The organism is Paraburkholderia phytofirmans, assembly GCF_046028095.1.
GTDB classification, from domain to species: Bacteria; Pseudomonadota; Gammaproteobacteria; order Burkholderiales; family Burkholderiaceae; genus Paraburkholderia; species Paraburkholderia phytofirmans_A.
In genome coordinates, this window is sequence record NZ_JAQQDJ010000012.1 from 214,159 (window position 1) to 233,086 (window position 18,928).

Consider the following 18,928-nt stretch of genomic DNA (forward strand, 5'->3'; position numbering starts at 1 on the left):
ATATAAATTTTAAGTACAAATTAGGACTTACCCGCTCATGGCTCACGCTGCCCGTGCCACCCAGCCCGAAGCGCCGATTCGTCGGCCGGTTTCGGAACCCACGCTAACGGAAATGTCCGCAGCGGGCCTACGCGCGTTCTTCAACATTGCGCGCGACTGGGACCTGAGCGCGGAAGAACAGATCGTGCTGCTCGGCTCGCCGGGCCGCTCCACCTATTTCAAATGGAAGGCGGCGCCTGAAACGGCCCGCCTCGGGCGCGACACGCTCGAACGCCTGTCGCTGCTGCTCGGCATCTACAAGGCGCTGCAAATCCTGCTGCCGCAAGCCAGCGCCGCCGACACCTGGATCAAACGCCCCAACAGCGCGCCGCCGTTCGGCGGCCGCCGCGCGCTGGACCGCATGCTGGCGGGCAACATCAGCGACCTTGTGGCCGTGCGCCAGTATCTCGACGCAATGCGAGGCGGCTGGGCGTGACACAACCGCATTGGCAGGACCGCTGGCGCACGGCGCCGCTCGATTGGTCGCCCGCGTATCGCGTGATTCCGACGCGCTTTCCGGCCGTCAATCTGTTCGACCGGGTTGCCTCGCCGGAAGATTTCGACGCGCTGTACGCGCTCGAAGCCATGACCAACGACCGTCTGCGCACCGAAGTCGGTGAACTCGATCTGGTGCCGCGCGAGGAGCGCCGCTTCGGACCGGGCTACGGGCCGATCATGGCCGCGTTGACGCATCTGAATCCGTTCGGCAGCCGTTTCTCGGACGGCACGTACGGCGTGTTCTATTGCGCCCGCTCGCGCGCCACCGCGATCGCCGAAACGCGTTATCACACAGGGAAATTTCTGGAAGCAACCGCCGAGCCGCCCATGCGCCAGCAGATGCGTCTCTACACCGTCGTCGCGCAAGGCAACGTGGTGGACATTCGCGACGACACGTCGGTGGATCTTGCGGTGCTGTCACCGGACGACTACCTGGCCGGACAGTCGCTCGGCCGGACAGTGCGCGAGGCGGGTGCGCCGGGTATCGTGTATCCGTCGGTTCGGGACGACGGCGGTGAGTGCCTCGCCGCGTTCAAAACCACGCTGCTGCGCGACTGCCATCACTCAGCGTATCTGGAATACAACTGGAACGGCACGAGCGTGGATATGGTGTTCGAGCTCAGCCAGGTCGGCTGATCGTGCGGCCTGAACGGCCGATGCGTAGCTGATGCGTGACCGGCGTGTGGCCCATGTGTGGCCCATACGCCGACCTGTGGCCGGCGCGCGCCGCCCGCCGTCAAGGCAGCGCCAGCGCCGCCGCGCCTTCCGCGCGCGCCTCTTCGGTTGAAACGGACCAGCGCCGCAACGCGAGCGGCTCCACGATCGTAAGCTTGCCGCCAGGCCCGAACGCACCGGTGTCGATGAACAGCTGCGAACCGATCTGCTTGATGTCGCGCATCGGCGTGTGGCCGCAATAAGTCAGCGAGAGTCCGCGCTGCCGCTGCGGATCGCCATTGCCCAGCGCGAGGTCGCGGCCCCACAGCAATCGCTGGCGGGTTTCGTCGGAGAAATTGCCCGCGTCCAGTTCCGCGTCCGAGCCGAAAAATTCGGCATGCAGAACATTGAAGCGCTCCTTGCCGCTGCCGACCACGCGCACAAGCGGCAACCCGCGCAAGATCTCAGCGTAATGTTGCAAGCGTTCATTGGATAACTGCGCCGCCCACACGCCACCGATTCCATACCACCATTGCCGCCGCAAGCGTCCGTCGGCGACGGCGCACAGCGTGTCCTCATGATTGCCGAGCACAGGGAAAAACCACGGCTTGTCGAGCAGTGCCAAAGCCAACTCAGAATGCTCGCCGCGGTCCACCAGATCGCCGACCGAAAACAACCGGTCCCGCGTCGGGTCGAACGTGATCACGCTCAGCAGATAGCGCAATGCATCGACGCAGCCATGCAGATCGCCGACCACGAAGTCGCGGCCGCTCTGGTTGGCCGGGTGATGCTGGACGGAATGGACGAGTACGGTAGCCATGGGCTAATGATAATGCGGCATCCGCGATACGTATGCGCGCTGGCCATCGTTTCTTGGCGCCGCCAAGGCGTGAATGACGCAAATCTGACGCAAAAGCGGCCTGTTTCCGGCAGGCCTTACCGGAAACACCCCGCCCGCGGGGCCCCTATTGCTGAGTTCGCAATTTGCCGACTTGATCGGCCGTCACGGTCGACTGGGGATTGCCGAACTGCTTGGTCACATAGTTGGTGATGGCGGCCACCTGCTCGTCGGTGAGTTGGTTGGCGAATGCGGGCATCAACACGTCCGCCTGTTTCGTCGTACGAGTGACGCCGTGCAGAATCACCATCGCCAGATTGTTGGCATCGCTCGCGCCCACCGCCGAGTTATGAATCAGCGACGGATACGCCCCCGGCGCACTCGCGCCCACGCCTTGCCCCGTCCAGCCATGGCAGCTCGCGCAATTGGCGACGAACAGTTGTGCACCGTTCACGGCATGGACGGCGGTGCCGCGCAGCGCCGTGACGTCGTCGGCGGGATTGCCCCACTGGTCGCGCGGGCGCGATTCGCCGCCGCTGATCGGCGGCACCGCGCGCAGATACGCGACGATCGAGCCGAGATCTTCACGCGTCAGATATTGCGTGCTGTCGGTCACCACTTCGGCCATCGGACCGGCCGCATTGGCACGGCCCGGCGCCGCACCGGTCGACAGGTACGACACCAGTTCGTCATCGCTCCAGTTGCCCACGCCGCTGTTTTTGTCCGACGTGATGTTGTACGCGTGCCAGCCGGCCTGCACCGCGCCGGAGAAACGCGCACTCGACTTCAAACCTTGCGTGAAATTGCGCGGCGTATGGCATTCCTCGCAATGCGCAAGCCCTTGCACCAGATACGCGCCGCGATTCCATTCGGCGCTTTGCTTGGGATCGGGCACGAAGCGGCCCTCGGTGAAGTTGAACAGGTTCCAGAACACCATCAGCCAGCGCTGATTGAACGGGAAATTCAGGCTGTTGCCAGGCGGCGTGTAGTGGATCGGCGTGAGCGTATTCAGATACGCGCGAATGGCGAGCACGTCCTGATCGGTGACCTTGGTGTACTCCGCGTATGGGAAAGCCGGATACAGGCGCTCGCCGCTTTTGCCGATGCCCTCATGCATGGCGCGCAGAAAATCGGCGTCGCTCCATTGACCGATGCCCGTATCCGGATCGGGCGTGATGTTCGGCGTCACGATCGTGCCGAACGGCGTGTTGATCGGCAGCCCGCCCGCGAACGGCCGCGCCTTGTCCGCGGTATGGCACGCCACGCAATCGCCGGCGCGCGCGAGGTATTCGCCGCGCTTGACCAGGTCGCTGCCGGCCGCTGTCGCCGGCAAGGCCGCGCCGTTAACCGCTTGCGAGGCGTCGTCCGCGCGGGCCGGGGTGATCGGCAGTTCATCGTTGCGTTGCGTATTGGGACCGTGCGCCTCATACCAGGCGACATACAGCGCAAACAGCGAAAAAATCGCGGCCAGCGTCGCGACCCTGAGGTGGCGGCGGCGGGCCTTCTGCACCAGCGTATCGAGCGGCTGCACGCGAGAGGTGTTCTTCGTCATTGTGGCTCTCCGTTCACGCTCAGATTTCACGCTTGAGCTTGTCGGCGAGCTTCAGCGACAAGGCCGCGATCGTGAGCGTGCAATTCACCGATGCCGCCGTCGGCATCACGCCGCTGCTGGCGATGAACAGATTGGAGTGGTCATGCGTGCGGCAGTCCGCATCGACGACCGAATCCGCCGGATCGCTGCCCATGATCGTGGTGCCCATGATGTGATTGTTCGGCGCGAAGGTATCGTCGAAAGTGACCTCGGCGCCGCCGAACAGCGCGGCGATCTGCGCATACAGTTCGTGCGTGTTGGCCGCGCTTTTCTTCACGTAGTCGTTGATCGAGTAATAGATTTCCGGCTGCGGAATGCCGAGCGAATCCTTGTGATCCGCAGACGGCACCACGCGGTTCTGCGGCTCGGCCAGATGCTCATGGAAGCTGTTGATGTTCAGCGTGCGCGCCGCGCGGTCGCGTATTTGCCGGTCGAGTTCGGCGCCGGTCAGGCCTTTTTTCAACAGGTCGGCGGTCACGCTCATGGTCGGCACGCCGTTCGACAGATGCAGCTTTTTCGCGGCGTAGTCCGAACGGAACGCGCCATCGCGGAAGTTGACGATCGAGGTCATCTCCATCGGTCCGCGTCCGGGCCACAACGGTTCATTGGCGAGGAACGTGACGCCCGTGCCCGGATGGTCCATCAGGTTGCGGCCCACATGATCGGAACTGTTGCCGACGCCGCGCGGGAATTTATCGGATGTCGACATCAGCATCAGCTTCGGCGTTTCGATGCCGTTCGCGGCGAGCACGAACAGCTTGCCGGTCACGCGAGTGCTGTTGCCGTTCGGGTCCTTGTAGTGGACCGCCGTGATCAACCCTTTGTTGTCCGCTTCGACGCGATACACCACCGCTTCGGGAATCAGTTTCGCGCCGGCGTGTTCGGCTTTCTCCGCATGCACGACGCCGTTGTACATCGCGGCAATCGGGCAGATCGGCATGCAGTTGTTATTGCCGCAGCAGGTGGGCCGCGCATCGTACGGACGGCTATTGCGCGCCACCGGCTCGGGCACGACCTTGAAGCCTTGCGCATTGAGCACGTCGCTGAAACGCTGATCCATGTACGAGAGCGGAAGCGGGTTCATCGGATATGGCTTCGAGCGCGGCGAGCCGAGATCGATCGAATTGCCAGGGCCGGAGACGCCGAGTTGCACTTCAGCCGCCGAATACCACGGCTCCAATGTTTCATACGGATACGGCCAGTCGCGTCCCACGCCGTACAGCTTGTGCAACTGGAAGTCCGACGGCAACAGCCGCCATGCGGCCGCCGCCCAATGCCAGGTCGTGCCGCCCACCAGCCGCAGATACTGCGAGCTATACGGATAGTCGCCTTTCTGGATCAGATAATTGTTGGCGGGCGCGTACTCGGGATGCGGCGCGTACGGCGTCGATGGATACGGCGTCGCGAAGTCCGACTTGACCGGCGAGTTCCGGAAGTTCTCGACAATCTGCCAACGCGGAATGCGCGGCCCGGCTTCGAGCAGAATCACCGACGCGCCGGCCAGCGCCATCTGATGCGCGACCAGTCCGCCCGCCACGCCCGAACCGACCACGACGATGTCGGCGGAATTTGAGTTTGCCATTGTTGCCCTCTTGCAGGCTTGCTGTGCTGCTTGTTGTGCTCGTTGTGCTCGTTATATTCGCGTTACCGGAGGCACCGCGTCGAATGATTCAATCAAGCGATGCGACACGCGCGAGAGGAACGTCTTTAAGCGCTCAGCGGTTTCTTTGTCCAGTAGAACGGCACGTCCCGGCAATAGGACGGAATCGTGAGCACGTCCTTGACGGGCTCGAACATCAAGGCCTTTTCATAAGCGACCACATCCACATGCGGCATCTCGCCGACGAGGCCGAGATACCACGCGCGTATGATCGCGCTCACGGTCTTGGCGAGCACGGGCTGGTCGACTTGCAAAGCCTGCGTGACGGTATCGGACGGCACGCCGCCATGACCTTGCAGCCATATGTTGAGCGCGGCGACGTTCTGCGTGAACTGACTGTCCGATTTGACGAGGGCGCCGTAGACGCCTTTGCCGAGCGAGGCATCGAAGCCCGTGCGGCCGGTGAGGCGCTGCGAGAGTGCGAGGAAAGCGTCGAGCCCGCCGCCTGCGGGCGCATCGGCAAATGCCGGGGCGATCCATGAAAGCGAGCGACCGGCGCCGGCAAACGCGAGCGCCGCGGCCGCCGCGCATGCGCCGAGCACCCACGCTCTGCGCGAAGCGGAAAACGATGCTGACGGCGACAACTCTGCTGGATGCGTCACTTCGTGGTGCGCATCATTGTTGTTGGGTACATCTGTCATGGGGACTCCAGATGGTGAGTGATTCTCAACGTGCCTCGCGACCCTGGCGTGATGCCATTCGCGCGTGGCGTCGATCTCTACCCCAAACCTGGTCTAAGCGCCGCTTGAGCGGTCTTTGATGAGCCCGCGCATACTCAGTGCGAACTAAGTGGCGCGGTGCTGATGACATCCGTATGAATCCGCATTCACGGCATGGCATGCCCGGCAAAAAAACGGGCCGCCTGCCAATCGCCTTTCAACTGAAAGCGCCGCGCAAGGGCGTTGCGAAAGACTATAGCCTGTGACCCGTCCATTCGACAAATGATGGACCCGGCGCGGGTAGAATCCGCGACACCGAGCCCTACACCCTACATTCCATGCTCACCAAATACTATCCACAGGTTCTTCGCAATCGACCGCGCATGCTGGTTGGCCTTGCGCTCGGCGTCGTCGGCGCGCTGCTCGTGCCCGCGCACACACGCCCGATGGTCCGCGTGCTGGCCGGCTGGGACGCAACCATCTGGAGTTACCTCGCGATGATCTGGGTGCACATGGCCGTGGCCGACGAAGGCCGTGTGCGCGAATTCGCCCGTCGCGACGACGAGAACGCCGGCGTGGTGCTGATGGTGATCTGTGTGGCGACCATCGCGAGTATTGCGGCCATCGTGATGGAACTGGCCTCGGCCAAGGGGACGGCAGGCGCTTCCACAGTCTGGCACTACGCGCTGACCGGACTCACGATGTTCGGCGCATGGTTCCTGATCCCGACCATCTTCACGCTGCACTACGCACGCCTTTACTACGATCCCGATGTAAAGGAAACGCCGCTGCTGTTTCCCGACAAGGCGCTCCAGCCGGACTATTGGGATTTTCTGTATTTTTCGTTCACCATTGCCGTGGCCTCACAAACGTCGGACGTGGTGTTGCGCTCGCGTTCGATTCGCCGCGCGGCGCTCGCGCAATCCGTCCTGTCGTTCTACTTCAACGTGGCTGTGCTGGGTTTGTGCGTGAACATCGCGGCGGGTTTGCTCGGCTCGTAATACTGTCGACACAAAGCGTCTGATCGAACACCCTTGCCGCATAAAACTCCGCCTTTTGCGGTCATCACCCCGCCTGCGACGCGTCACGTGTAAAACCCGGATCGCGGTCGCCCGTTTTACACGCGGCGGCCGTCCATTCGACGTGTAGCAGCGCCTCGCGCTTTTTTCTCACCGCCCTCCGAAGCCTGCTACGAGGGTCGCGCTCGCCCACCCATCGCTCCCGCCCGAGCCGCACTGGCACAGCGTTTGCTGCGTCTCCCGAATCGATCTGGCCGGCCCGGTGCAATCGACGCCTGGCGTCAAAGCACCCCTTACTGGCCAGCGGCGTGACGATCTTTGCACTACATTGACCAGTACGCGCCTTCGCTTAAGCATCGCGCGGTATCCGGCTCTGGAAGCCCAATGAGCGCTGTGATCGCATGCCAATTGCATCCACACCGCAGCAGGACGAATCTGGAAACCATCGATGGAACCTCGAAACGGGTACGCGCCGCGGATTTACTTTTTTCATTCACTTCTGGTTGGGCCGCTCGATGCGTGGCCTGCGCAGTTCGCGCATGCAGCCGCGCTGGGCTTCGATCACGCGCTGATCGGCAGCCTCTTCGAGCCGGGACAGGCCGGCCACGGACAGGTGGTCGGCAACCACGCCCGCCTGCATCCGGTGTTCGAAGCCCAGCAGCAATCTGCTACCGAGGCGATTCGCACGCTTGCGAACGCGGCGAAGCAGAACGGCCTGACCTTGCTGGTCGATCTGGTGATCGACCGGATGGCCGCGGATGGCGCACTGTACGCCGAACATGCCGACTGGTTCCATCCCTTCGAATCTGAAGAGGCGCGGCTCGATCCGCGCCATGTGCATCGCGCGGATAACGTCGCGTATGCGAACTTCAACGAGGCCGGCAGCAGCGCCGCGTTGGTCGGCTGGTGGACGCAACAACTTCTGGCGCTCGCCGAGGCGGGCGTGGGCGGGTTTCGCTTCGATTCGCCCCATCGCGTGCCGGCCGCTGTCTGGCGGCAATTGAGCGACGCGGTCCGCGCACAGCATCCCGACGTACGTTTTCTCGCCGCCACGCCCGGCCTGGCGCGGGACGATCTGCTCGGCCTGCAAGGCGCCGGCTTTGACAGCGTGTTCTCGTCGGTGCGCTGGTGGGACTTTCGCGCGAGCTGGATGGTCGAGGAACATGCCGCGCTCGCGCGCATCGGCGCGCCGATCGGCTTTCCTGAAGCGCCATACGGCACCCGCCTTGCCGCCGAGCTGACCGATGTGCACGACGCCGCCATCGTCGAGCGCGCTTACCGGCGCGCGCTGTTTACGTCGGCTTCGATCGGCACGGGCTGGATGATGCCGATGGGTTTCGAGTACGGTATCGCCGAACCCATGTCGCAAACACGCGGCGACGCTGCTCAGTTCGCCCTCGCCGCTCGAGCCAAAAAATTCGATCTTACGGAAGCCATCACGCATGTGAATCTGGTGGCGAGTAAATCGAAAACGCTGCACGCCAATGGTGAATTGCGCCCGCTCAGCGGGCCCGGCGCACCGGCGGCGGTGTTGCTGCGCGCCGATCAGCCCGACCTGCGCCATGCCGACGAAGCGATCCTCATCGCGATCAATCCCGAACTCGGCGCGCCGGTACGCGTCGATCCCGCGCGCTTCCTTGCGGGCGTGCCCGGCAACTTCACGCGCTTCGTGCCGCTCGACGCGCCCGACAACGCCGCACCTGCCACACTCACGTCGTTCACACTTGCCCCCGGCGCGGTCCGCCTGTTCCGCGCGGTCACGGAGAAGCCGATCCGTCTCGCGCTGCCCATCGACAAGGCGAACAGCAAGCGCAGCGGCCGCAAGACAGTAATAGAGGCTATCAACGCACCGCGCGTGGCGATCGAGAGCGTGACGCCCTCGGTCGATAACGGCCGCTTCGCGGCCAAGCGCAGCGTGGGCGAACGCGCCGAAATCACCGCCGCGATCTTCGCCGAAGGTCACGACAAGATCGCCGCCGCCGTGATCTGGCGCGCCGCCGACGAAACCGCGTGGCACGAAGTGCTGATGGAGCCGGCGCAACCCGCCGGCCTCGACATCTGGAAGGCGCGCATTCCGCTCGAACGCATGGGCCGTCACGAATTCACCGTGATCGCGTGGCGCGACGACTTCGCTTCGCTGGTCGAGCACGTGCAGAAGAAGCTGAAGGCGGGGCAAACCGTCGAACTTGAACTCGACGAAGCGTCGCATCTGTTCGCGCTGGTGCTTGCCGAGGTCGAAACCGTGGAAGGCGCGCACACCGAACCGCTCGAACATATCGTCAAGCTCTTCACCAAGGCCGACGCGGAGACGAAGCTCGCACTGCTGCTCTCGCCGACCACGGCGAAGGCGATGACTGCCGCGAGCCACCGGCCGTTCCTGAGCCGCGATCCGGTCATCTACAAGATCGACGCCGACCGCACCGCCGCGCGCTTCGCGAGCTGGTACGAAATCTTCCCGCGCTCGATGAGCGATGACGAATCGCGCCACGGCACCTTCGCTGATGTCATCACCAAGCTGCCGCGCATCCGCGACATGGGCTTCGACGTGCTGTATTTCCCGCCGATTCACCCGATCGGCGTGGCGAATCGGAAGGGCCGCAACAATACGCTGACCGCGCAGCCGGGCGACGTCGGCAGCCCGTATGCGATCGGCGGCGTCGAAGGCGGTCATACAGCCGTGCATCCGCAACTCGGCACGCTCGACGACTTCAAGGCCATGCTCGCCGCCGCTCACGCGCACGGCCTCGAAATCGCGCTCGATTTCGCGGTGCAATGTTCACCCGATCACCCTTGGCTGAAGGAGCATCCGACCTGGTTCGCGTGGCGCCCCGACGGCACGCTGCGCTACGCGGAGAATCCGCCGAAGAAGTATCAGGACATCGTCAACCCCGACTTCTATGCGCACGACGCCAAGCCCGATTTGTGGCTCGCGCTGCGCGACGTCTTCCTGTTCTGGATCGAAGCGGGCGTGCACATTTTCCGCATCGACAATCCGCACACCAAGCCGCTGCCGTTCTGGGAATGGGTGATCGGCGATATTCGCGCGCGCTATCCCGACACGATCTTTCTCGCCGAAGCCTTCACGCGCCCACGCATGATGAACCGGCTCGGCAAGATCGGTTTCTCGCAGTCGTACACGTACTTCACGTGGCGGGAATCCAAGCGCGATTTCATCGAGTACATGACCGAGCTCACGCAGACCGGCGCGCGTGATTCGTACCGGCCGAACTTCTTCGTGAATACGCCGGACATCAACCCGCGGCATCTGCAATCGCAGGGACGCACGGGCTTTCTGATTCGCGCCGCGCTTGCCTCGACGCTGGCTGGTTTGTGGGGCGTGTATAGTGGTTTCGAGCTATGCGAGGCCGCCGCGCTGCCGAACAGCGAGGAATATCTCGACTCCGAGAAGTACCAGTTGCGCGCGTGGGACTGGAACCGGCCCGGCAACATCACCGGCGAGATCACTGCGCTGAACCGCATTCGCCGCGCGAACCCGGCGCTGCAAACGCATCTCGGCCTGACATTCCTGCCCGCGCATAACGACCACATCCTATTCTTCGAAAAGGCGACCGAGTCGCGCGACAACGTGATTCTCGTCGCGATCAATCTCGACCCCTTCAACGAACAGGGCGCGGATATCGAATTGTCGTGGGAGACTTTCCAGAAATGGAATCTGCACGATCATGGCCCGCTGGAAGTCACCGACCAGATGACCGGCGCCCGCTTCGAATGGCACGGCCGCTGGCAGCACGTCCAGCTCGGGTCGGGCCAGCCGTTCTCGATCTGGCGCATCGCGCCGCTCGGCGGTCTGCCCGCCGAACGGCCGGATGAAGCCGACAGCGACTCCGACAGCGTTCATCACGCAGACGCTGGCAACCCAACCTCAACGGAAGGTGCGACATGAAGCGTGACGACCCAGCTCAAACAACGACACAGTCACCGGTGGGCAATGCTCCCGGCAACACGGCCAAGCCGCGCACCAATCGGCGCGGCAAACCCGCGGCCTTGAGCGACGATCCGCTCTGGTACAAAGACGCGATCATCTATCAGGTGCACATCAAGTCGTTCTTCGATGCGAACAACGATGGCGTCGGCGACTTTCCCGGCCTGATCGCCAAGCTCGACTACATCGCCGAACTCGGTGTGAACGCGATCTGGCTGCTGCCGTTCTATCCGTCGCCACGGCGCGACGACGGCTACGACATCGCCGACTACCGCAATGTTCACCCGGACTATGGCAACCTGTCCGACGTGAAGCGCTTCATTCAGGAAGCGCACGCACGCGGCATTCGCGTGATTACGGAGCTGGTGATCAACCACACGTCGGATCAGCACCCGTGGTTTCAGCGCGCGCGCCGCGCGAAGCCGGGCTCGAATCACCGCAACTACTACGTGTGGTCGAACACCGATCAGAAGTACCAGGAAACGCGGATCATCTTCATCGACTCGGAGCCGTCCAACTGGACGCACGATCCGGTGGCGGGCGCGTATTACTGGCACCGCTTCTACTCGCATCAGCCCGACCTGAACTTCGACAATCCGGCCGTGCTGAAGGAAGTGTTGCAGGTGATGCGGTTCTGGCTCGATATGGGCATCGACGGGCTGCGGCTCGACGCAGTGCCGTATCTGGTCGAACGTGAAGGCACGAACAACGAGAATCTGCCGGAAACGCACGCGATTCTGAAGAAGATCCGCGCCACCATCGACGCCGAGTATCCGAACCGGATGCTGCTTGCCGAAGCCAACCAGTGGCCGGAAGACGTGAAGGAATATTTCGGCGACGAAGACGAATGCCACATGGCGTTCCACTTCCCGCTGATGCCGCGCATCTACATGTCGATTGCGAGCGAAGACCGCTTCCCGATCACCGACATCATGCGGCAAACGCCTGACCTAGCAGCAACGAATCAGTGGGCGATTTTCCTGCGCAATCACGACGAGCTGACGCTGGAAATGGTCACGGATTCCGAGCGCGATTATTTGTGGAACACCTATGCGAGCGATCGCCGCGCGCGCCTGAATCTCGGCATTCGCCGCCGCCTCGCGCCGCTCATGGAGCGCGACCGCCGCCGTATCGAGCTGATCAATTCGCTGCTGCTCTCCATGCCCGGCACGCCCGTGATCTATTACGGCGACGAACTCGGCATGGGCGACAACATCCACTTGGGCGACCGCGACGGCGTGCGTACGCCGATGCAGTGGTCGTCGGATCGCAACGGCGGATTCTCGCGCGCCGACCCTGAGCAACTGGTGCTGCCGCCGGTCATGGGCTCGCTGTACGGTTTCGACGCGGTGAACGTGGAAGCGCAGAGCCGCGACCCGCACTCGCTGCTGAACTGGACCCGGCGCATGCTCGCCACGCGCCGCGCGAAACAGACTTTCGGGCGCGGCACGATCCGCTTCCTGAAGCCGGAAAACCGCAAGATTCTCGCGTATCTGCGCGAGATGCCAGGCGAACCGCCGATCCTGTGCGTGGCGAATCTGTCGCGCGCGCCGCAAGCGGTGGAACTCGATCTGTCCGAGTTCAACGGTTCAGTGCCGATCGAAATGACCGCGGACTCCGTGTTCCCTGCCATCGGCCAACTGACTTATCTGCTGACGTTCCCGCCGTATGGCTTCCTGTGGTTCATGCTCTGCCCGGGTGCCCAACGTCCGACGTGGGCACAGGCCCATTCGGAATCGCTGCCGGAATTCGTCACGATCGTGATCCGCGAAGGCCAGGTCGGTCCGACGCCGGAGAACGTGCGCGTTCTCGAATCAGAAGTGCTGCCTTCGTGGCTGAGCCGGCGCCGCTGGTTCGCCTCGAAGGATCAGAAGCTCAATGCGGTGCGGCTCGCGGCATTGACCACGATTCCGCACGGCGGCTTCGCCTTCACCGAAATTGAAGCGGACGTGGGCGGTCACACCGAACGCTATGTGGTGCCTATCGCGATCACGTGGGGCGGCGAAACCACTTTCCCGTTGTTCAAGCAACTGGCCTTCGCGCGCGTGCGGCGTGGCCGCAACGTGGGGCATCTGACGGACGCGTTTGCGTTACCCATCTTCGCTCACGGCGTGATGCGCAAGCTGCGCGAACGCGCCGTGGTGCCGACTGTGCAGAAGAGCGAAATCAAGTTTCTGCCGACCGAGCGTTTCGACGAACTCGAAGGGCTCGGCGAACGGCCGGAGATTCGTTGGCTCGCGGCTGAGCAGAGCAATAGCTCGTTGATCATCGCCGACACCGTCGTGCTGAAGCTGGTGCGGCGCCTCGTGAGCGGCATCCATCCGGAAGCCGAAATCAGCCGCTATCTGACGCAACTGGGCTACGCAAACACCGCGCCGCTGTATGGCGAAGTGGTGCGCGTCGATCCCGAAGGCGTGCCGCACACACTCTGTATCCTGCAAGGCTATATCGAGAATCAGGGCGACGCGTGGAACTGGTCGCTCGATTATCTGCGCCGCTCGGTGGATGAACTCGCCATCACCGTCGATACCGAATCGCAATCGGCGCCGGACCGCTCCAACGAGGCGATTCTCCTGGAAGGCTACAGCACGTTGGCCGGCATCATCGGCAGACGGCTGGGCGAACTGCACGTGGCGCTCGCCTCGCCGACGGACGACCCGGCGTTCGCGCCGGAACCCGCCAGCGCGGAGCAGGTGAAGGCATGGGTGGACGGCACGCAGGCGATGCTCGCCAGCGCGCTCGATCTGCTCGCGCCGCGCATCGAGCAGATGAGCGATCCGGAAACCAAAGCACTGGCGCAGAGCCTGATCGACCGCCGTACGCAATTGGTGGCCGCCGTCGACAAGCTGGTTTCCGCTGACGCAGGCGCGCTGCGCATCCGCGTTCACGGCGACTTCCATCTCGGCCAGGTACTGGTCGCGCAGGGCGACGCGTTCCTGATCGACTTCGAAGGCGAGCCGGCGCGGTCGCTCGAAGAACGTCGTCAGAAATCGAGCCCGCTGCGTGACGTGGCCGGCCTGCTGCGCTCGCTGTCGTATGCGAGCGCGGCGGCGCAGTCCACTATGGAAGCCGCGCCGCAACAGACCGCCGATCGTAAGCGCGCGCTGTTCGATCGTTTCCGCGCGCATGCCACCGAAACGTTCCTCAGCGAGTACCGCGCAGCGGCAGCGGAAGCTGCGACGCCGCTCGTCGCGCCCGAAGCCGAACAGGCCTTGCTCGATCTGTTCCTGATCGAAAAAGCCGCCTACGAAATCCGTTACGAAGCGGCCAACCGCCCGACGTGGCTCAGCTTGCCGGTACGCGGCCTCGCCGCGCTCACCAGCCGCTTGCTCGGTGACACCGGCGCGCCAGGCCACGATTCCTCAACCCAGGCGCCAGGCGCCGCCACACCGCCTAATCCGGCCGAGGGCGACTATGAGTGAGCATGATCCGGCCATAGGCCTCCAACCGCTCGAGATCGACGCGCTCGTCGAAGCGCGTCACCCTGATCCTTTCTCGCAACTCGGCATGCATCAGACGGACGCGGGTCCAGTGGTGCGCGCGCTGTTGCCGAACGCCGCGCATGTCAGCGTGATTGCGCGCGCCGACGGTGCGCTGCTAGGCGAACTTGAGCAATTGCGCCCGGGGCTGTTTGCCGGCCGCGTCACGACTGCGGCGCCGTACCGTTTGCGAATCGACTGGCATGGCGTAGTGCAGGAAATCGAGGACACGTATTCGTTCGGTCCGGTTCTCGGCGACGAGCCGCTTGGCCGGCTCGCCGGCGGCGATCCGTACGCGGTGCTCGAATGCCTCGGCGCCCATCCGATGGAATTTGACGGCGTGCCGGGTGTGCGCTTCGCCGTGTGGGCGCCGAACGCACGGCGCGTTTCGGTGGTGGGCGACTTCAACGCGTGGGACGGCCGCCGTCATCCGATGCGGCTGCGGCATCAGGCTGGCGTGTGGGAATTGTTCGTGCCGCGCGTCGGGCCGGGCACACGCTACAAATACGAGCTGCTCTCGCGCGATGGTCATCCGCTGCCCCTGAAAGCCGATCCGTGCGCGATGCAAACCGAGAAGCCGCCGGGCACCGCGTCGATCGTGGCGCACGTCGACGAGATCGAGCAGTTCCCGTGGACCGATCACGAATGGATCCAGTCGCGCGCCGATAAGCAGACGCCGCGCTCGCCGATCTCGATCTACGAAGCGCATGCGGAATCGTGGCTGCGCGTTGCGGAACAAGGTCAGCGCGGACTCGACTGGGATGAGCTCGCGGAGCGCATGATTCCGTACGTGAAAAGCATGGGCTTTACGCACGTGGAGTTCATGCCGATTGCCGAGCACCCGTTCGGCGGATCGTGGGGTTATCAGCCGCTCGGCCAGTTCGCGCCGTCGGCACGCTTCGGCAAGCCCGAACAGTTCGCAAGATTCGTCGACAAGGCGCACGAAGCCGGACTCGGTGTGATTCTCGACTGGGTGCCCGCGCACTTTCCGAACGACGCGCATGGCCTGATCGACTTCGACGGCACGCCGCTCTATGAGCACGCCGACCCGCGCGAAGGCTATCACCAGGACTGGAACACGATGATCTACAACCTCGGCCGCAACGAGGTGAGTGCGTTCCTGGTCGCTTCGGGGCTGGCGTGGCTTAAGCGTTATCACGTCGACGGTCTGCGCGTGGACGCGGTCGCCTCGATGCTGTATCGCGACTATTCGCGCGCCGCCGATGAGTGGGTGCCGAATATTTACGGCGGTCGCGAGAACCTCGAATCGATTGCATTCCTGAAGCGCCTGAATCACGAAGTCGGCTACGTTCCGGGGGTGCCGGGCGCGATCACGATCGCCGAGGAATCGACCGCATGGCCGGGCGTGACGGCGCGTGTCGAGGACGGTGGCCTCGGTTTCCAGTTCAAATGGAACATGGGCTGGATGCACGACACGCTGCACTACATGGAAGAAGATCCGGTCTACCGCCAATACCATCACCACATGCTGACGTTCGGCATGGTGTACGCGTATTCGGAGCGCTTCGTGCTGCCGCTCTCGCACGACGAAGTGGTGCACGGCAAGGGCTCGCTGCTCGGCAAGATGCCCGGCGACAGGTGGCAGAAGTTCGCCAACCTGCGCGCGTACTTCGGTTTCATGTGGACGCATCCGGGCAAGAAGCTGCTGTTCATGGGCGGCGAATTCGGTCAGATGGCGGAGTTCGATCACGATACGTCGCCGCATTGGCATCTGCTCGACGATCCGAACCACCACGGCGTTCAGAAGCTGGTGCGCGACCTTAACCGGCTGTATAGCGAGGAGCCGGCGCTGCATCTGCTCGATTGCGAGCCGGGCGGCTTCGAATGGCTGATCGGCGACGACAGCGGCAACAGCGTATTCGCCTATCGCCGTACCGACGGCGCCGGCCGCGAAGTGGTCGTGGTCTGCAATATGACGCCGGTGCCGCGAGTCGGTTACCGGATCGGCATGCCGCGTGGCGGACGTTGGTCGGAAGTGCTCAATACGGACGCCGGCGTATATGGCGGCTCGAACATGGGCAATGGCGGAGTGATCCATACCGACGAGCAATCGAGCCACGGCTGGCCGAATTCCGCTTCGCTGACGCTGCCGCCGCTTGCGACGATCGTATTGCGCGCGGACTAACGAAGGACGAGCGGTGAAGCGAGCGCGCGGCGTGCGAAATTTTCGCGCCGCGCGCTCGTTGCATGAAGACCCACGATAGCGTTCAACAATCAGAACAAGGAAGGGGAATCATGTCGCATGCAATGCCCGACCGGCTTCTGCCCGGTTCGCCCTATCCGCTCGGCGCCAGCTGGGACGGCCTCGGCGTCAACTTTGCAGTGTTCTCGGCGAACGCGCAAAAAATCGAGCTTTGCCTGTTCGATCCCACCGGCCGCAAGGAAATCCGCCGCTACGCGCTGCCGGAATGCACCGACGAAATCTGGCACGGCTACCTGCCGAATGCGCATCCGGGCACCGCTTACGGGTTTCGCGCGCACGGGCCGTATCAGCCGCAGCATGGGCATCGCTTCAACCCGCACAAGCTGTTACTCGATCCGTACGCGCGCAAACTGGTCGGTCAGTTTCGCTGGTCCGATGCGCTGTTCGGTTATCGCGTGCATTCGAATCGCGCGGACCTGTCCATCGACCGGCGCGATTCGGCGCCGGCCATGCCGAAGTGCGTGGTGATCGACGAAGCGTTCGACTGGTCGCACGACAAACGCCCGAATGTGCCGTGGGGCGAAACCATCGTCTACGAGACGCATGTGCGCGGCGCCTCGATGTTGCGCGCCGATTTGCGTCAGCATGAACGCGGCACGTTCGCGGCGCTGTCTTCGCCGGAGTTCATCGAGCATATGGTGAAGCTCGGCGTGACCGCGGTTGAACTGCTGCCCGTGCACGCATTTCTCAACGACCGCTTTCTGGTGGAGCGCGGGCTACGCAACTACTGGGGGTACAACACAGCGGCATTTTTCGCACCGGAGCCCTCGTATCTGAGCACGCACCGGCTCGACGAAATGCGTATCGCCGTGCGTCAGTTGCACGCGGCCGGCATCGAGGTGATTCTCGACGTGGTCTACAACCACACCTGCGAAGGCAACGAAATGGGGCCGACAGTGTCGTGGCGCGGCCTCGACAATGCCAGCTATTACCGTTTGATTCCCGGGGACGAACGTCACCATATCAACGACACAGGCTGCGGCAACACAGTAAATCTGCCGCATCCGCGCGTGCTGCAAATGGTGATGGATTCGCTGCGCTACTGGTCGACAGCGTTCAATATCGACGGCTTCCGTTTCGATCTCGGCGTCACGCTCGGGCGTGAACAACACGGTTTCGATCCCGGCTCCGGTTTCTTCGACGCGTTGCGTCAAGACCCGATCCTGTCGCAACGCAAACTGATTTCCGAGCCGTGGGACATCGGTCCTGGCGGTTATCAGCTAGGCAATCATCCGCCGGGCTTCAGCGAATGGAACGACCGTTTCCGCGATACCGTGCGACGTTTCTGGCGCGGCGACGCCGGCTTGCGGCCGGACCTTGCCGCGCGGCTGACCGGCTCGGCGGATCTCTTCAACCGGCGCGCGAGAAAGCCGTGGGCATCGGTCAATTTTGTCACGTCGCATGACGGTTTTACGTTAGCCGACGTCACCGCTTACGAGCAGAAGCACAACGAAGCCAATCGCGAAGGCAACAACGACGGCCACAATGAAAACTGCAGCCGCAACTGGGGCGTGGAAGGGACCACCGACGACCCCGCGATTCTCGCCACGCGCAAGCGTGTAGCGCGCTCGCTGATCGCCACGCTGCTGATGGCGCTCGGCACACCGATGGTGCTGGCCGGCGACGAATCGCTGCGTACGCAGAACGGCAACAACAACGCGTATTGCCAGGACAACGAAATTTCATGGATCGACTGGGAGCGAGCGGATTCGCCGGACGGCCAGCAGATGACCGCGTTCGTCGCGCGGGTGATCGCGCTGCGCAAGCAACATCCGCTGCTGCGCGAAACGCGTTTTCTGTTCGGCGATCGTGAAGTGTTGCCGGGCCTGTTCGATGTCGGCTGGTTCGACGAACACGGCGATCCGCTCACCATCGAGGCCTGGCAGGACCCCGAAGGCCGCGCGTTTACGTTGCGCCGCGCGGGTCCAGGCTTAAACGGCGAAACAGAAGTATTGTTGATGATGCTCAACGCCAACGAGGAAACACTGCGTTTTACACCGCCCGCTCCGCACCTGGAATGGCACGTGCTGTTAGACACTGCGGAGCCGGAGAGCGCGCCGCATCGGCTGGCTGTGGCGGAGGTCGAAGTGGCCGCACACAGCCTCGTGATGCTGGCTGCGCAGCCGGTCGGCGAAGCGGATTGGCAGGCGGGCTGGAAGGCCGGTCCGCAGCATGGACCGCGGCTTCTGACGGCGCTGCCGCCCGATCCGGGTGCGCATCCGCCCAGTAGCGATACGTCGCCGACCACTTAGGCAGCGGCGCCGCGACCCGACAGCATGCGGGCCGCGTTATTGCGCGTTGTCGTTGTACGCGTTGTGCGTTGT

The 18,928-nt window shown here is 63.5% G+C and carries 11 protein-coding genes; 7 read left to right on the forward strand and 4 right to left on the reverse strand.

Going from position 1 to position 18,928, the window contains the following annotated elements:
• The first annotated feature begins 37 nt into the window (after positions 1–37).
• Together PQR54_RS29675 and PQR54_RS29680 are read left to right on the forward strand one after the other, a co-directional pair.
• Complete coding sequence (locus tag PQR54_RS29675; protein WP_134461948.1) at positions 38–475, forward strand: MbcA/ParS/Xre antitoxin family protein; 438 nt, start codon at positions 38–40, stop codon at positions 473–475.
• Positions 472–1,173, forward strand: coding sequence for an RES family NAD+ phosphorylase (locus PQR54_RS29680; protein ID WP_408251988.1), 702 nt, complete (start codon positions 472–474; stop codon positions 1,171–1,173). Before PQR54_RS29675 ends, PQR54_RS29680 begins: the two co-directional genes overlap by 4 nt.
• A 100-nt stretch (positions 1,174–1,273) precedes the next feature.
• On the opposite strand, the gene PQR54_RS29685 is transcribed toward PQR54_RS29680, so the two are convergent.
• The 4 genes from PQR54_RS29685 to PQR54_RS29700 all read right to left on the reverse strand — a co-directional run bounded on the left by PQR54_RS29685 (position 1,274) and on the right by PQR54_RS29700 (position 5,921).
• Complete coding sequence (locus PQR54_RS29685; protein ID WP_408251990.1) at positions 1,274–2,011, reverse strand: metallophosphoesterase; 738 nt, start codon at positions 2,009–2,011, stop codon at positions 1,274–1,276.
• Between the two features lie 145 nt (positions 2,012–2,156).
• Positions 2,157–3,581, reverse strand: a complete 1,425-nt coding sequence (locus tag PQR54_RS29690; RefSeq protein WP_408251992.1) for a cytochrome c — start codon at positions 3,579–3,581, stop codon at positions 2,157–2,159.
• A gap of 19 nt (positions 3,582–3,600) precedes the next feature.
• Complete coding sequence (locus PQR54_RS29695) at positions 3,601–5,202, reverse strand: GMC family oxidoreductase (RefSeq protein ID WP_408251994.1); 1,602 nt, start codon at positions 5,200–5,202, stop codon at positions 3,601–3,603.
• A gap of 125 nt (positions 5,203–5,327) precedes the next feature.
• The gene (locus PQR54_RS29700) at positions 5,328–5,921 is read right to left on the reverse strand and encodes a sugar dehydrogenase complex small subunit (protein ID WP_408251996.1); all 594 of its coding nucleotides are present in this window, start codon (positions 5,919–5,921) and stop codon (positions 5,328–5,330) included.
• Between the two features lie 356 nt (positions 5,922–6,277).
• Here PQR54_RS29700 and PQR54_RS29705 point away from each other — a divergent pair, with 356 nt between their 5' ends.
• The 5 genes from PQR54_RS29705 (at position 6,278) to glgX (ending at position 18,856) form a co-directional block, all read left to right on the forward strand.
• Complete coding sequence (locus PQR54_RS29705; protein ID WP_408251998.1) at positions 6,278–6,940, forward strand: DUF1345 domain-containing protein; 663 nt, start codon at positions 6,278–6,280, stop codon at positions 6,938–6,940.
• 466 nt (positions 6,941–7,406) lie between these two features.
• Positions 7,407–10,862 (forward strand): maltotransferase domain-containing protein, encoded by a 3,456-nt coding sequence (locus tag PQR54_RS29710; RefSeq protein WP_408252000.1) that lies wholly within the window; start codon positions 7,407–7,409, stop codon positions 10,860–10,862.
• Positions 10,859–14,323 (forward strand): maltose alpha-D-glucosyltransferase, encoded by a 3,465-nt coding sequence (gene treS, locus PQR54_RS29715; protein WP_408252002.1) that lies wholly within the window; start codon positions 10,859–10,861, stop codon positions 14,321–14,323. Before PQR54_RS29710 ends, treS begins: the two co-directional genes overlap by 4 nt.
• Positions 14,316–16,526, forward strand: coding sequence for a 1,4-alpha-glucan branching protein GlgB (glgB, locus tag PQR54_RS29720; protein WP_408252004.1), 2,211 nt, complete (start codon positions 14,316–14,318; stop codon positions 16,524–16,526). Before treS ends, glgB begins: the two co-directional genes overlap by 8 nt.
• Before the next feature lie 110 nt (positions 16,527–16,636).
• Positions 16,637–18,856, forward strand: a complete 2,220-nt coding sequence (glgX, locus tag PQR54_RS29725) for a glycogen debranching protein GlgX (protein ID WP_408252005.1) — start codon at positions 16,637–16,639, stop codon at positions 18,854–18,856.
• Positions 18,857–18,928: the final 72 nt, after the last annotated feature.

What these genes read in the sequence shown, in the direction of transcription:
- PQR54_RS29675 (WP_134461948.1), top strand. Translation starts at nt 38, where the DNA reads ATGGCTCACGCTGCCCGTGCCACCCAGCCCGAAGCGCCGATTCGTCGG.
- PQR54_RS29685 (WP_408251990.1), bottom strand. Translation starts at nt 2,011, where the DNA reads ATGGCTACCGTACTCGTCCATTCCGTCCAGCATCACCCGGCCAACCAG.
- PQR54_RS29690 (WP_408251992.1), bottom strand. Translation starts at nt 3,581, where the DNA reads ATGACGAAGAACACCTCTCGCGTGCAGCCGCTCGATACGCTGGTGCAG.
- PQR54_RS29695 (WP_408251994.1), bottom strand. Translation starts at nt 5,202, where the DNA reads ATGGCAAACTCAAATTCCGCCGACATCGTCGTGGTCGGTTCGGGCGTG.
- PQR54_RS29700 (WP_408251996.1), bottom strand. Translation starts at nt 5,921, where the DNA reads ATGACAGATGTACCCAACAACAATGATGCGCACCACGAAGTGACGCAT.
- PQR54_RS29705 (WP_408251998.1), top strand. Translation starts at nt 6,278, where the DNA reads ATGCTCACCAAATACTATCCACAGGTTCTTCGCAATCGACCGCGCATG.
- PQR54_RS29710 (WP_408252000.1), top strand. Translation starts at nt 7,407, where the DNA reads ATGGAACCTCGAAACGGGTACGCGCCGCGGATTTACTTTTTTCATTCA.
- treS (WP_408252002.1), top strand. Translation starts at nt 10,859, where the DNA reads ATGAAGCGTGACGACCCAGCTCAAACAACGACACAGTCACCGGTGGGC.
- glgB (WP_408252004.1), top strand. Translation starts at nt 14,316, where the DNA reads ATGAGTGAGCATGATCCGGCCATAGGCCTCCAACCGCTCGAGATCGAC.
- glgX (WP_408252005.1), top strand. Translation starts at nt 16,637, where the DNA reads ATGTCGCATGCAATGCCCGACCGGCTTCTGCCCGGTTCGCCCTATCCG.